The organism is Acinetobacter soli (genome assembly GCF_000760595.1).
Classification (GTDB): Bacteria; Pseudomonadota; Gammaproteobacteria; order Pseudomonadales; family Moraxellaceae; genus Acinetobacter; species Acinetobacter soli.
In genome coordinates, this window is sequence record NZ_BBNM01000012.1 from 84,418 (window position 1) to 98,944 (window position 14,527).

At 43.5% G+C, this 14,527-nt stretch carries 12 protein-coding genes and 1 pseudogene; 1 reads left to right on the forward strand and 12 read right to left on the reverse strand.

Going from position 1 to position 14,527, the window contains the following annotated elements; all coding sequences use genetic code 11:
- Positions 1 to 113 precede the first annotated feature (113 nt).
- Entirely contained in the window at positions 114 to 929 is an 816-nt protein-coding gene (locus Aso01_RS13395) for an IclR family transcriptional regulator (protein WP_004937785.1), read from the forward strand.
- A 27-nt stretch (positions 930 to 956) separates the two neighbouring features.
- Here Aso01_RS13395 and Aso01_RS13400 read toward each other — a convergent pair whose 3' ends face one another.
- From Aso01_RS13400 to Aso01_RS13455, 12 genes and pseudogenes are all read right to left on the reverse strand, one after another.
- Positions 957 to 2,222, reverse strand: coding sequence for a DUF2254 domain-containing protein (locus Aso01_RS13400; protein WP_004937789.1), 1,266 nt, complete (start codon positions 2,220 to 2,222; stop codon positions 957 to 959).
- A 159-nt stretch (positions 2,223 to 2,381) separates the two neighbouring features.
- The gene (locus Aso01_RS13405) at positions 2,382 to 4,811 is read right to left on the reverse strand and encodes a glucose/quinate/shikimate family membrane-bound PQQ-dependent dehydrogenase (RefSeq protein WP_004937792.1); all 2,430 of its coding nucleotides are present in this window, start codon (positions 4,809 to 4,811) and stop codon (positions 2,382 to 2,384) included.
- Between the two features lie 178 nt (positions 4,812 to 4,989).
- Positions 4,990 to 6,309 carry a carbohydrate porin gene (locus Aso01_RS13410; RefSeq protein ID WP_004937796.1) on the reverse strand — a complete coding sequence of 440 codons (1,320 nt, stop codon included), beginning with the start codon at positions 6,307 to 6,309 and terminating at the stop codon, positions 4,990 to 4,992.
- Positions 6,310 to 6,370: 61 nt separating this feature from the next.
- A complete protein-coding gene (locus Aso01_RS13415) occupies positions 6,371 to 7,825 on the reverse strand; it encodes a NosD domain-containing protein (protein ID WP_171063758.1) in 1,455 nt (484 codons plus the stop codon).
- Between the two features lie 25 nt (positions 7,826 to 7,850).
- Positions 7,851 to 8,624, reverse strand: coding sequence for a type I 3-dehydroquinate dehydratase (gene aroD / locus Aso01_RS13420; protein ID WP_370736357.1), 774 nt, complete (start codon positions 8,622 to 8,624; stop codon positions 7,851 to 7,853).
- A 172-nt stretch (positions 8,625 to 8,796) separates the two neighbouring features.
- Positions 8,797 to 9,426, reverse strand: a complete 630-nt coding sequence (gene pcaG / locus Aso01_RS13425; protein WP_004937804.1) for a protocatechuate 3,4-dioxygenase subunit alpha — start codon at positions 9,424 to 9,426, stop codon at positions 8,797 to 8,799.
- A gap of 17 nt (positions 9,427 to 9,443) precedes the next feature.
- Positions 9,444 to 10,169, reverse strand: coding sequence for a protocatechuate 3,4-dioxygenase subunit beta (pcaH, locus tag Aso01_RS13430; RefSeq protein WP_004937806.1), 726 nt, complete (start codon positions 10,167 to 10,169; stop codon positions 9,444 to 9,446).
- Positions 10,170 to 10,198: 29 nt separating this feature from the next.
- Positions 10,199 to 10,603, reverse strand: coding sequence for a 4-carboxymuconolactone decarboxylase (gene pcaC / locus Aso01_RS13435; protein ID WP_004937808.1), 405 nt, complete (start codon positions 10,601 to 10,603; stop codon positions 10,199 to 10,201).
- Positions 10,604 to 10,618: 15 nt separating this feature from the next.
- Entirely contained in the window at positions 10,619 to 11,974 is a 1,356-nt protein-coding gene (gene pcaK / locus Aso01_RS13440) for a 4-hydroxybenzoate transporter PcaK (RefSeq protein WP_004937812.1), read from the reverse strand.
- Positions 11,975 to 12,013: 39 nt separating this feature from the next.
- Complete coding sequence (gene pcaD, locus Aso01_RS13445; RefSeq protein ID WP_039910058.1) at positions 12,014 to 12,793, reverse strand: 3-oxoadipate enol-lactonase; 780 nt, start codon at positions 12,791 to 12,793, stop codon at positions 12,014 to 12,016.
- Positions 12,794 to 12,810: 17 nt separating this feature from the next.
- The gene (gene pcaB, locus Aso01_RS13450) at positions 12,811 to 14,166 is read right to left on the reverse strand and encodes a 3-carboxy-cis,cis-muconate cycloisomerase (RefSeq protein WP_004937816.1); all 1,356 of its coding nucleotides are present in this window, start codon (positions 14,164 to 14,166) and stop codon (positions 12,811 to 12,813) included.
- A 12-nt stretch (positions 14,167 to 14,178) separates the two neighbouring features.
- A pseudogene (locus Aso01_RS13455) lies at positions 14,179 to 14,527 on the reverse strand (acetyl-CoA C-acyltransferase); the annotation flags it as partial.

Here is a 14,527-nt window from a genome sequence, read left to right on the forward strand (position 1 = left end):
TATTTTTAAAGTACCGCCTCATTAAAAAGACATCTATACTTAAGGCTCAAAATTATCCGATTAGCATTACAACTGTCCGATGATCGGACAAAACCATTTTGGATTTGAATGTTATGGAACAACATCACCAATACCTTGCGCACCCTCATTCAAGTGAAGAAATACGCACGGAAGATTACATTGCAGGCTTGGCCAAAGGCTTAGCGCTTTTAGAAGCATTTGGAATTGATAGGCAGCGACTGAACGTGACACAGGTTGCAGAGCGTACTGGCATAAGCAGAACAGCTGCACGGCGTTATTTAAAGACACTTAAATTTTTGGGTTATTTAGATACCGATGAGCACTATTTTTGGCTTACACATCGTGTTTTACGTTTTTCTAGTTCTTATTTAAGCTCGGCACATTTACCCAAAGTGGCACAGTCATTTTTAAATCTACTGTGTGCTCAAACCAGCCTCACCTTTTCAATTGTGGTGCTCGATGAGCATGAAGTTGTACCTGTTGCGCGTAGTTATTTACCCCAGCAAGATAATCTTCGCGTGAGTCCCTATGGGATGCATTTAGGTAATCGTTTGCCTGCCCACGCCACCTCCACCGGTAAAGTATTACTTTCTGTTCTGGATCGTGAAGTACAAATTGAATGGATTGAAAAATATGGTCTGAAGCGCCTCACGCCTTATACCATTACCGATGAACATACTTTTTTAGAAACATTAGATGCTGTTCGACAATCGGACTACTGTTTGTCTACTGAGGAACATGAACTGGGTGTGATTGCGATTGCGGTACCCGTTTTAAACGCACAGGGGCTTACCATTGCAGCACTTAATTGTATGTCACAAACCAATCGGGTGCAGCCACAGTATCTTATCGATCAAGTTTTACCTTTATTACGCAATACTGCGAATGAGCTGAGAAATATGATCTAGCATCGCTTATTTATGTATTATGACTTGTTAGTTTTTGAAGCTCTGTTCAAATTCATGTTTAAGATAATCACGATCTGGTGCATAAGACAATCCGGCTTTACTTCGATGATAACAATCAGCCGCCTCTTTCGATGCATATTGGCGCATCTGTATTTCAGGTGCATGACGAGAAATAATAGCCAGTGTTTTGATTAATCGAATCCCAATTTCTAAATTTGCAATAGAATCTCTTGAGATTGGTGAAAAAACAGGTCGTATTAAATCTTCCATATCTAACTTTTCAATACTCAAGAGATCATATTCTGGGCATTCTTGTTTATCTTTTGCATGTGTATCGACCAACAATCTAGTTAAGGCATTTAGAACATTGATTGCTGTAACAGGATCATTGACCGCAGGTGATAAAGCTCTTTGTGCCACTTCACTCATCACCAGAAGACCAAACCGCGGATCTTGCTCATAGGTTCTGTTTAAACCAATCACTGCACATGGATCGAGTTCGGATTCAATTTTTTCAAACTCATGATCTGAAAAACTTTCTTTAGGATATACGGCAAACATTTTAGCTCGAGGTTCAACAAACTTTCCAGCTCGAACACAGATATGAATATGACATTGGTATTTAGTGGCTACTTTTTGAATTTCTTCCAAATTAAGGTTGCAAATATATCCTGTTTTTTGACTATAAATATGCCAACGTGTATCTAAAATAGGTTTTGAATGTTTGGCTCCCAAGTCAGGTTGAGCTCTATAAATAGATAAGCTAGTTCGAGATTTATTCTCGATTTTACTTAAAGCATCATTTAACGAACCGAGTCCTGAAATGGTCTGTACCCAGCGAATTAAAGTATAAATCAGATAAAGCAGTACAATAATTGTACTTAAAAAAAGTAAAAAACGACCCTCTGTACCATAATACTTGAGCCCCAACGCTATTTTAGCGATAACAGAATAGATGAATGCCGAAATAAAACTTGCAATCGCAATACGCGTATAGTCATCTTCAATAATTAATAATCTGGCACGTGGTGTGGCTGTATTAGATGTCGATGCTAAAGCAGAAACCATAATGGATAGCGAAAATGTTGTGACTGCCAACATACTTGAGGCAATAATATCCAATAAACTAGATAAAGTTTCTGCCGAAATATGTGGCACGTAGTGCTCTGGCAGTAAATAATTGCCAACGCTTGCCAAGAGTGAAAAGAGAATTGCAAAAATAGCACCCAATGTGGGATGAACCCATAAATTTTTAGATGGATCTGAAAGTAGTAGTTTTAAGCGATACCACATTGTTTTTATATCCATTATTTTTCTTACTTTTTATTTATATAACTTTATGTGTCATTCATCTAGATAAGTTGATTTATTTTAACGCGATGAAACGAAATAATGGTCATAAAAAATGGCCATACCTTTTGGGCATGACCATCTAGATTACATTCTAGAGAATTACTTATCTAGGGCATATGCAATCACGTAGTCACCATGATCTGGAGACTGACGTGCACCACCTGCTGAAATCACAACGTATTGTTTTCCAGTTTTCGGTGACACATAACTCATAGGCGTACCTTGGCTACCCACAGGAAGACGTGCTTTCCACAATTCTTTACCTGTTGATGTATCAAATGCACGTAGATAGTAATCTTGCGTTGCAGCAAAGAATACCAAACCACCCTGAGTTGCCATTGGACCACCAATGGTTGGCATACCAATTGGCGCTTTTAGGCCCATTTTAATGCCCATCGGGCCGGTATCTTCAACTGTACCCAATGGTACTTGCCATGCAATTTGACGTGTTTTCATGTCAATCGCTGTCATCGTACCAAATGGTGGTTTCTGACACGGAATGCTCAGTGCAGACCAGAAACGGTTTTTGTTCACTTTGTACGGTGTACCTTTCATCGGCACTGCGCCCATACCCGTGTTAACTTTCTCACCGCCATTGGCTTGAACTGCTAAGTCTTCTGGGGTTTGTTTGATCAACTGAATCCATAGACCTAGACGCATATCATTCACAAACATGTAACGATGCGATGGATCAAATGCGATGGATCCCCAGTTCATTCCACCCAAAGAACCTGGGAAGCTTAATGAAACATCGGTACCCGGAGCGGTATAAAGCCCTTCATAACGCATCGATTTAAAGCTGATACGACACATCAACTGATCAAATGGCGTTGCACCCCACATATCAGACTCAGTTAAAGTCTGGTTTCCGATTTGTGGCATTTCTACAGAACGCGGCTGCGTTTTGCTGTACTGCTCACCCGGAATATCAGCAGTTTTTACTTCTTGCTCAATCACTTTGGTTAACGGTTTACCCGTTACACGATCAAGTACATAAAACTGACCAGATTTTGTACCAATCACAACCGCAGGTTTAGTGCTGCCATCTTTCATTGGGAAGTCTACCAAGCTTGGTTGCATTGGTAAGTCAAAATCCCATAGATCATTGTGAACAGTTTGATACACCCACTTTTCTTTACCTGTCGTCGCATCTAGCGCTAAAACAGACGTATTATACTTATGATCTAGTGGCTGGCGGTTTGCACCCCATAAATCGACAGATGAACTGCCCATAGGTAAGAATACGGTGTTCATTTTTGGATCATACGACATCGCTGCCCATGAGTTTGCAGAGCTACGCTTGTAAATTTCACCCGGCTTCAACACATAGTTTGGATCTGGATTACGTGGGTCGAACGCCCAGCGCAATTTACCTGTAATGACATCATATGCACGAATGACTCCACCCGGCATATCAGCTGCAACGTTATCGGCAATACGGCTACCCACAACAATAGAAGTGCCTGCAATGGTCGGTGCAGAAGTGACTTCAAAGCGTGGTGCTTTGGTGCCATCCCCCAAACCTTCTAACAAATCAACCGTACCATTTACACCAAAATCTTTACAACGCTCACCTGTATCTGCATTCACTGCAATCAGACGACCATCTGGTGTATTGGTGTACACACGACGTGGGCACTGGGTATTGGTTGCGACCGCTGTAACAGGAGTTGCACCAGCCAATGTCGGTTGAGTCAACGCTTTGGTCGAATCAAAGTAAGCGACGCCACGGCAACGCTCCCATGCATCTGCTTTAGAATTCACTTCTGCTTTCCAGAGCTGCTTACCAGAATCTGCGTCTAATGCAAAAATATTGTTGTGCGGTGTACACAAGAATACTTTATTGCCAACTTGCAAAGGTGTCATCTGGTCTTCTGCGCCGTTACCTGTACCAGTAGTAAAATCACCTGTACGGAAACGCCAAGCTTCTTTCAATTTAGATACGTTGTTACGGTTAATCTGATCTAGCGCAACAAAACGGCTTCCGCCTGCATCATTACCATAATGGTCCCAATCAACCTGTTTTTTTGCAGGATCAACCGGAATCAAAGGCAACTCTTCACCAGATGCTTTTACTGTTGCATGCGGAATAAACATGCCATATAAACCACCGATCATACCAAGCACGGTCAGTGCACCAACGGCATACGCTGGAGCACCAATTGGTGTTTGATATTGGTATTTGCGAATTGAAGGTAAAGTAAATATTACCGCAGCAAATAGACCTGCCGGGAACATCAAACGTGAATGCAATGGCCAAAATTCAAAACCAGCATCAATTAACGCCCAAATAACAGTACCGATGAACGCCAAAGCATATAACCACACCCCTGTTGCCTTTTTCTTGAAAATAAAAAAAGCTGAGGCAGTAATAATTAAACCAGCAATCAGGAAGTACCATGAACCACCCAGGCTAATCAGTTTTCCACCACCAATGATATAAAATACACCAGTAATGAGTAACGCCAGCCCAAGTATAAAACACCATATTTTAAATATGATGTGAGACTTCGCTTGAGGGTCAGACATACATCTTTCTCCACTTATCATGATTGCCATTCTTTGATGTTTTCAAAGTAAGGCGCTCATGTATAAACACATTCAGCTAAAGTGGGATAAGCCACTTTAGCTGTTCGAATTAAGTTTAAAAACCAGCAACGATATTGACTATATTTTAGACATTTTTATTCTTCATTTTGTGTCATTGCTAGAAATTTAAACGCATAGTTAATCCAGCGACCCATGCATCATCCACTTCCTTTACACCAGCAGGCTGATGAATATATTGAATATTTGGACGAAGCATGACTGCTGGGGACCATTGATAGGTGTAATTCAGTTCGATATTCAGCTCATCGTGCTGAACAGGAATATAGTTCGATGCCAACGCATCGTATTGGTCATAACCACGACTTGCATCAATTGCAATTTGACGATCTCGTGCGCGCTCGTTTACCACATAATTGGCCAAACCAAAACCAATCGAATCATTTGGACGGCTATCGAAAGCACCTTTGTACCAAAGTGCAAGTTGCTGGGTACTTTGAACCGTTGTCGTGGCTTTGTCGTTTAGCACACCGTTAAAGCTGATATACAAACCCCGCTTTGGATCATTGCCTTGTTGCGTAAGTTGCTGCTGTGTATTGATCCAGAAACTGTGCTTACCATCATGTAATTTACTTGGATTGGCAACATCTGTTGCTTCTGCTGTGGAATATAGCGCACCGATTTTATATTCGCCCGGCAGCCCACCAAAGTAAGCAAGTTTAGGTTTCCATGCCAACTCCACCGGAATGGTCGCGCCTTTAACATTGTTCATATCTAGGTTAAAGCCGTCACTGTTCGACTGTGTTTTGACATTATCTGGATTGACTTCATATACCCCAAGGCCCAATGTCCATTCAGGTGCAAACTGATACTTCACATTTGCCCCCCACAATCCTACAGGCCAGTTATACCAGATCGATCCGATCGACTTACCGAGCTGACCACCACAAAGCAATAGATTTTGAAACTCACATTGCGAGCTGTTGAAATCGTCTGACATGCCCATACGACCAATCTTGACTTGTACCGTATTGTCGTCAAAGCCTTTTTTGATCCAAGCCTGCGTCAAACGCCAGATTTTTCCACGCCCATAGATCTCTTGTGAATTGCCGAGTGCCGATGATCGTGGATCTTTGATACGTTCCAAAGTGATTGCGTTTCCATCACGTTTGGTGATCATGATGGCTGCGCTTGTATCTTTCCAACCTGCAATTTTACTCAAGTCAAAATTTGCGCCCAGCGTCAGTTGTCCTGCATTTTCAACAGTTGTATTGTCATCAAAGCCACCAGAGATATTACTTGCCGCCTGGCTCATGATCGAAGCCGTAAATTTGTATCCCTGTTGTTCAAGTTGCTGGCGATTCCCACCCCAATCGCCCAAAAGCCACTGACGATCTTGAGAATAAAATTCATTTGCCGAAGCAAACTGACAACTGAGCAAAGCAGCAGAAATTAAGCCCAATTTAAAAAAATCTTGCATTGAAAATTCCCTTTTTATTCAAGGTGTTTCCAATTTCTGGAAACACCGTATACTACAAACATTATTTCATCATCACCGCTGAACTGAGCTCTGAAGTCGCACCCAAGTGATCAGTCACATTTGCCGTGATCGATGGCATAACAACTTTTGGTGTCCAGTTGGCTTTTGCAACGCCCTGAGCATCTGTAACAACAACTACAGAATCTAGATACTGCTCAGCTTCTTTAGAGGAAGCCGAACGGTTACCAAAGAATTCAACGTTATAACGTTGATTTGGCATACCTTTTACTTCTACCGTAATTTGTTTTTTAGATACAGTGAGCTTCGGCGCGTGAATACCTTGGTTTGGTACAGCGTTACAGTTTTGCTGATTCGGCTGAGTACAGGTTTTTTGCAGCTTTGCAGGCTCAATGACAACACCACCACCACGAGAGCCAACAAAACCTTCATGCTCGAGCGCAGGCACACCAAACACGATTGCGCCTAAACGCTGATTCGGCACACATGAACCACCCGCTTCGCAGCGCTTAATGTCTTTGCCGTTATTCCAAATTTGGTTTTTGGTCAATGTGATACGAGCATTGGCATCTTTTTCAGAACGAATCGCCACCCCAATACGGTTACCATGCACTTTGTTACTGTCAAAAATATTGCCATCGCCTGTTAAATTGAATCCCAACGAGTTGTTGGTTAACTCATTGTAGGCGATGTAATTACGTTTACCCCAGTTGATTTGCAAACCGTCTGAGTAGTTCTCAAACTTGTTACCGACCACGGCATTGTCGTTGCCCCACAAAATTTCAATGCCTTGTGATGGTTCAGGATTCGCTTTTGTTGAAGTAAACAAGTTATTGGCAACTAAGTTAAATGCTGCACCGCGAGTTAACTCAAGACCATCGCCGTTATCGATAAACAGATTGTCTAACACCTTATTGTTATTGGTGGTGGTCGATGTCGGGTTGCCTTTACCATCATCCCCTGTGATCATCACACCCGCACCACCGTAGTTATTACTAATGCGGTTATGTTGAATCAAGTTGTTACTTGAGCGATTGACCAAAACACCAATACAAAAGCGATGTACATCTAAGCCTTTTAACGTTACGCCGTTTACATCTTGCAAGACCAAGCCCGGTAAAGTCATGGTACGGACGTTTGTGCCGTATTGCTCTGGGTTTGCTCCTGGGCAAGCTTTAGCACCTTCACCTTTAATATAGTTTGAACCATCAATCGCGATGTATTCACCAGTTTTATCCCACTGAGTCCCAATAATCTTGACTGCTGATTTGATAGGTGGAAGTGGCTTGTCGACTTTAATCACATACGGTGCTTTGCCAACCGCTTGAATTAAAATTTGATTTTCTTGAGCCGTATTGGCGTTTGATTGCTCAATTGCCCAACGTAAAGAGCCTTTGTCGTTATCATCCTGATAACGATCAACGATATAAGTTTCCGCAGACGCAAAGCCTGAAGAGATTAAGCCCAAAGCAAATGCTGATAAACGCAAAGAATTCAATTTCATGACAGTTTCCTTGTCAGGATTATGGTGTTTGAGTTGGTTGAACTGTTTTTAAGATCTGTTTAAGCGCAGTGACATCGATTTGACCCGGTGCCGAAGCCTCGCCGATCATACCGAAACTTAAACTTCCGCCCATATTGGCGGTTGAAACACGCGATACTGTACCTAAGCGCCCCATCGACATCGTAAGTAACGGTTTTTTCGACTGTTCACTTACTTTTAGTGTCGCATTCATTAGCGTAAAGACATCTTGCTTCGACTTTGGCATTACCGCAATTTTTAAGATATCTGCACCCATTTGATCTTGTTTGAGTAAGCGATTTACGATGTCCTGCTCACTTGGGGTTTTATCAAAATCATGGTTAGACATCACCACTAACACATTTTTCTTGTGTGCCAAGCTGGTCAGCTTTTCAACTGCTGCCTGATCTCTAAACATTTCGATATCAAGTAACTGCATAAATGGCTTTTTTAAATAATCGCTGTAAATTTTTGCATACTGTTCATCGGTTACATTGAGTTTGCCACCTTCATTTGAAGTACGAATCGTTGCGAGCAACGGTTTGTCTTTTAAAATCTGGTTCAGTTCTTGACCAAGTGCAATCACTTGTTTGGTGTCGCTTGCAAATTCCAGCAAATCTATGCGAAATTCAGCAATATCCGCATCTTTATTCGCTGCAATCACTTTTGCCTGAGCAATGGCTTGCTTTTTGGTTTTTGCCGTAATCGGGACAATAGTCTTGACAGGCAAATCACCAATATTGAGATTTTTAACAACATATGTTGCCTTGTTCATCGCAGCATTTTCAGCCGCATGCGTAACAGACAGCATAGGTAGGGAGAGACTTAAAGCCGTGCTAATCAGCAACTGCTTAACTAACTTTTTTGAACTGTTCATTTTACGTTCCCTTGTAAAAAAATTGGAGTTGCACATCAAGCATGACATACAACTTTGGTCCCAAAAAATCTTAGATATCAAAGAATACCGTTTCATCTTCGCCCTGAATGCGAATATCGAAACGATACACTGTTTCACCGTCACGCTCCTCCCGTTTTGCGATAAGCGTTTGACGACGTGTTACCCACTCAATACTGTTAAGTACTGGATCTTTGGCGTTTGCTTCAACTTCATCCTCAAAATAAACACGGGTATGTAACCCAATGTTGATTCCGCGAGCGAAAAGAATCACTGAAATATGAGGGGCTTGCGTTGTTCCCTTACGTCCCGGTACTGCGCCAGGTTTAATGGTGCTGAAGCTCCAAAAACCTGTCTTAAAATCTGCACCCGTACGTCCCCAACCATGAAAATGCGGATCTGCTGCTTTACCTTGAGTATCTGCTTCACTTGGATAGACACCATTGGCATCTGCTTGCCAGATCTCAACCAAAACATCACGCAATGGCAAACCTAATCCGTCAAATACCTGACCTTCCAAGCGAATACGTTCACCTTGTGTTTGATCTTGAACCAGCATATTGCCGTAGTTATGGTCAAACACTTCAATGTTGGCCTGTTTTGGAAGCAAGCCAATATGCACATAAGGACCACCTGTTTGAGATGGGGTTTCTTTGAGTTCTTGAAAATTCCAACCGTTCATTATTTTCACTCCATCCATTAAGTTAAGTCATTTTCGAAGTAAGTCGCGCGACGACCACGAAGCGTAATGTCAAAACGATAACAACGGCTGTCAGCTTCAATAAAGTTGCTTTTGTCTTCAAGTGCGATCAAAGCGCGACGTTGATCATCTGAAGGCACAGTTTTTAAGATTGGACACGAATCAATTAAAGTGTCGCCTTCAAAATAAAACTGTGAAATCAAACGCTGAGCCCAGCCGTCTGCAATCAATGAAAAATGGATATGCGCCGGACGCCATTCATTAATACGGTTACGCCATGGATATGGACCTGGCTTAATGGTTCGAAAAACGTAATATCCATTGCTGTCTGTGAGCATACGTCCACATCCACCAAAGTTTGGATCCATCGCACCTACATATTGGTCATTCGGATGACGATAACGACCCGATGCGTTTGCCTGCCAGACTTCAACCAAGGCATTTTTTACAGGACGACCAAACTGATCACGAACATAACCGTGAATAATCACACGTTCACCAATTGGCAAACCGTCTTTGGCATAGTTCAAAATTAAGTCATTGTCTTTTGGACCAAACTGATCTGCACTAAAATGTGGTGCAGTCACTTCCGACAATGTTTCTGCAATCGAGATCAGTGCATTTTTTGGCGAGCGTAATACACTGGTTTTATAACCTGGTGCATAGGCTGGCGGATGATCCTCTGTATTACGTTGAGCGTAAGCGCCCCAGTTAAAATGAGACATATTTTTCTCCCTCTAAATCTGCTGATCCATTATTTTTTGTTCAGTTTTTCTGGTGCGATACCAAGCTCTTCAAACACCTGTTCAGCCATATGCATGGCAGCATTTGATGCTGGTAGGCCCGCATACAGTGAACAATGCAGGATCAATTCTTTGAGCTCGTCTTTGGTCACGCCATTGTTGAAACATGCACGTAAATGCATACGCAACTCATCTTCACGACCTAGCGCCAATAAAACCGCGATTGTCACTAGACTGCGTGTATGGCGAGGTAAGCCCGGACGAGACCACACCTCACCCCAAGCAAATCGACTAATAAAATTCTGAAAGTCCTCATTGAAATCGTTCAGATTCTCAATCGAACGGTTGACGTGTTTTTCGCCGAGGACTGCTGTACGGACTTCAATGCCCTGTTTGTAACGATCATCATCATTCATTAGAGAACTCTCACCTTAAGTTGCATCAGTATGTGCAACGATAGACTTAACAAAAATTGCAATCGCGGCAGCTGCGGCAGGAATGAACAACATGCTTAAAATCATGGTGAACGACCAGTTATTACCCAGCAGAACTGCTCCAATCCATGCACCGAACACGGCCCCAAAACGGCCAATGCCCGACATCCATGCAACACCAGTTGCACGGCACTGCGTTGGATAAAACCGCGCACTTAAAACCGGCATAGACGACTGCGCGCCATTTACCGCAATACCCGCACACAAGATAAACAGTGCAAGTAAAGTTGGATTTGAAAGACTTTGACCAACAATTACCGCAAAGATACCGGCAGCCAAATAAAAACCCGCAATAATTCGATTCGGATTAAAACGGTCCATTGCCCAGCCAATAAATAGCGCACTGAGCACACCACCAAACTGAAATAATCCACCCAAGAATGCTGCACGCTCTAACGATGCCCCGGTTTCACGCATCAAGGTTGGTAACCAGCTGGTCAACAGATAAATTACGACCAGACCCATGAAGTAAGTCACCCAAAGCAAAACCGTTCCTTTGGCGTATTTGCCAGAAAACAGCATGCTAAAGACACCTTTTTTACTTGAAGCATCTGTCTTTTCTTCAGGGACGTGGAATTCGGTTATACCTTGAACCTTATGTGGTGCAATATGCGTTAAGATCTGACGCACCTTTTCGGTATTTTTTCCTTTTACAATCAGGAAACGATAGGATTCTGGTAAAAACACCATCACCACAAGCATCAAAATCAAGGGGGCCCAACCGCCTAACAAAAACAGGCTGTGCCAACCATAAGCCGGAATTAACCAGCTGCTGATAAAGCCACCCATTGCCATGCCCAAGTTGTAACCACAAAACATACATGTCACGAGCAAAGAACGAATTCGTGCCGGACAGTATTCTGAAAAAAGTGTGGTCGCGTTTGGCATTGCAGCGCCCAGACCAATCCCAGTTAAAAACCGGAAAATCACCAAACTGTCTAATGTTGTGGAATATGCACAGGCAAGTGTAAAACCACCAAAAATCAACATCGCAACAGACAGCACAATCTTGCGACCAAAACGATCGGCTGTCGGGCCTGAAACCAGCGCACCAATAATCATACCGCCCAAGGCTGCACTCATTACAGGACCCAACTGCGATCGATCCACACCCCAATCTTGTGCAAGCGCAGGCGCAATAAATCCCATTGCTGCGGTATCTATACCATCCACAAAGACAATCAAGAAACACACAATCGCAATCAACCACTGATACTTACTTAGTGGTGCATCATTGATTAATGCCTGTGCATCCAGACTTGTGTTTTGTGCAGCGTAATCCTGAGACGCCATATCTGCCTCCTAAGGCCTAAATCCTTTTAAATCAGTTTATTAAGCGATTGATCTAATAAACTGGCCAAAAACTTGCGTGAATGCTTCAGGCTGTTCAATATTTGACAGATGTGAAGCGTCCAATGTCTTCAACTGGCTGTTTTGGATATGTTGATGTAAAAACTCAGCATCGCTGACCGTAGTGACCGGATCTGCTTCTCCGGCAATGATCAGTGTCGGAATTGAAATCTTTGCAATTGATTCACGCAGATCTGCGCCTGCAAGTGCACGGCAGGCATTGGCATACCCTTGTGCTGGAGTATTGGCTAGACTTCGAATCGTGTTTCGAGCAAGCACACTGGCTTGATGATCAAATTTTTCGCTAAACCAGCGAGTATGTGTGGTACTGACCAAATCACTCAAACCCGTTGCTTCTACGGAAGCAGCGCGTGCATTCCAGCCTTCTGCTGTCCAGATTTTTGCAGCAGAATTGGCAACTGTGATGCTATAAAAACGTTCAGGGCGATGAATACCTAACCAAAGTGCCGTCATACCGCCCATTGAAATACCACAAAAGTGCGCTTGATCAATATTTAAGGCATCCAAAATATCAATGACATCTTCACCCAAATGCTGCAATTCGGTTTGATCAATAACAGCACTTTGGCCGTGTCCACGTGTATCGTAAGTTACAATTTTAAAATCGGCTTTGAGCGCTTCGATTTGTGGCATCCACATGGTATTGTCGGTACCAAGCGAGTTCGAAAATACAATCGCGGGAGCATCTTGTGGCCCCTGAACCTGTACCGCAAGCGGTTGGCCCTGACGATTGTTAATCATAGTGATATGAATATTGCTCACTTTGCCTCTCCTTTTGCTTCTTGCAAAACAGCATCAATCTGATCTTGAATATTGCCGAGGTAAGATTCTGGTTTGAATGTTGCCTCAAGCTGCTTTGCATCGAACAATGCAGTGACTTCCGCAGTCTCTGCCATGATGTCTTTTAAATGTTTCTGTTCAGCAACGGCTTTTTTACAAGCTGCTTCCACCACTTGATGTGCATTTAGACGTCCCAGATGCGGTGCCAACGCCATCATGACTGCTTCAGCCATGATTAAGCCTTGTGTACACTCGATATTGGCGCGCATGTTTTCTGCATTGACATCCATACCTTTCAAGACATCTAAGGTACGCTCTAGAGCACCCGCGGTGAGTTGAAAGATTTCCGGTAAGGCAAGCCATTCAGCATGCCAGCTACCCAAGCTACGTTCATGCTCTTGCACCATGCTTTGATACATGCTCGACATTAACGCAGGAACACGATTGGCAGCAGCCAATACCGACGCCGCAGCAACCGGATTACGCTTATGTGGCATGGTTGAAGATCCGCCACGCCCTTGGGCTGTCGGTTCAAATACTTCTGCAACTTCTGTTTGCATCATCAGTGACCAGTCGCGCGCCATCTTGCCTGCGTTGCCCGTAATCAAGCCGAGTACACTTGCAATTTCGACAATACGATCTCTTTCGCCATGCCACGTACATGCGGCATGTGTCAGATTTAAGGTTTTTGCAAATGCTTGTGTAACGGAGGTTCCCTGATTTTGCAAAGATGCCAGCGAGCCAACTGCGCCACCTAATTGTGCAGTCAACACACGTGACTTCATAAGTTGTAAGCGGTCTAAATCGCGCTTAAACGCAGAAGCCCAACGCGCAAGCTTATGTCCTAAGGTGATCGGTAAAGCTTGCTGTAACCATGTGCGCCCCATCATCACCTGATGGCGATATCGTTGCGCTTGTTGTAAAGCAGCCTGATAGCACTGATTTAAAAGCAGTTCTACAATTACGAGTGCATCACGCGATTGCAGTACACATGCTGTGTCTAGAATATCTTGACTGGTCGCACCCCAATGCACATAACGCGATGCTTCTTCATCGACTTGCTTCACAATTGAAGTCAGTTGTTTGACAAAAGGAATAGCGATATTTCCAGCCAGTCCAGTGGCAATGGCTAAACTTTGAAAATCAATTTTTTCAACCGCATCTTGAGTAGCAAACGTAATGATATCGGCAGCAGACTGGGGAATTACCCCAACTGCTGCTTGCGCTTGCGCCAGTGCAACCTCTGTCTCAATCATATATTTGACCAACGCACGATCACTGAAAATTTCAGTTACGTCTTGTTGATAAAAAAGAGAAGCATATAACTGGCTCATCATGATCTCCGTTTAAGCAACCCGCTCAATAATGAGCGCAATTCCCTGACCCACGCCGATACACATCGAACACAGCGCATACTTACCGCCCGACTGTTCAAGCTGGTTTAAAGCCGTCGTCACTAGACGCGCACCAGATGCACCCAATGGATGACCCAGTGCAATTGCACCGCCATTCGGATTCACCCGTGCATCGTCATCTGCCAGCCCTAAGTCTCGGGTACAGGCCAGTGCCTGTGCAGCAAAGGCTTCGTTCAGCTCAATCACATCCATCTGATCAAGCGTCAGATTGGCCTGCTTGAGCAGCTTTTTGATCGCCGGTGCCGGTGCGAAGCCCATGATGCGCGGCTCGATGCCCACC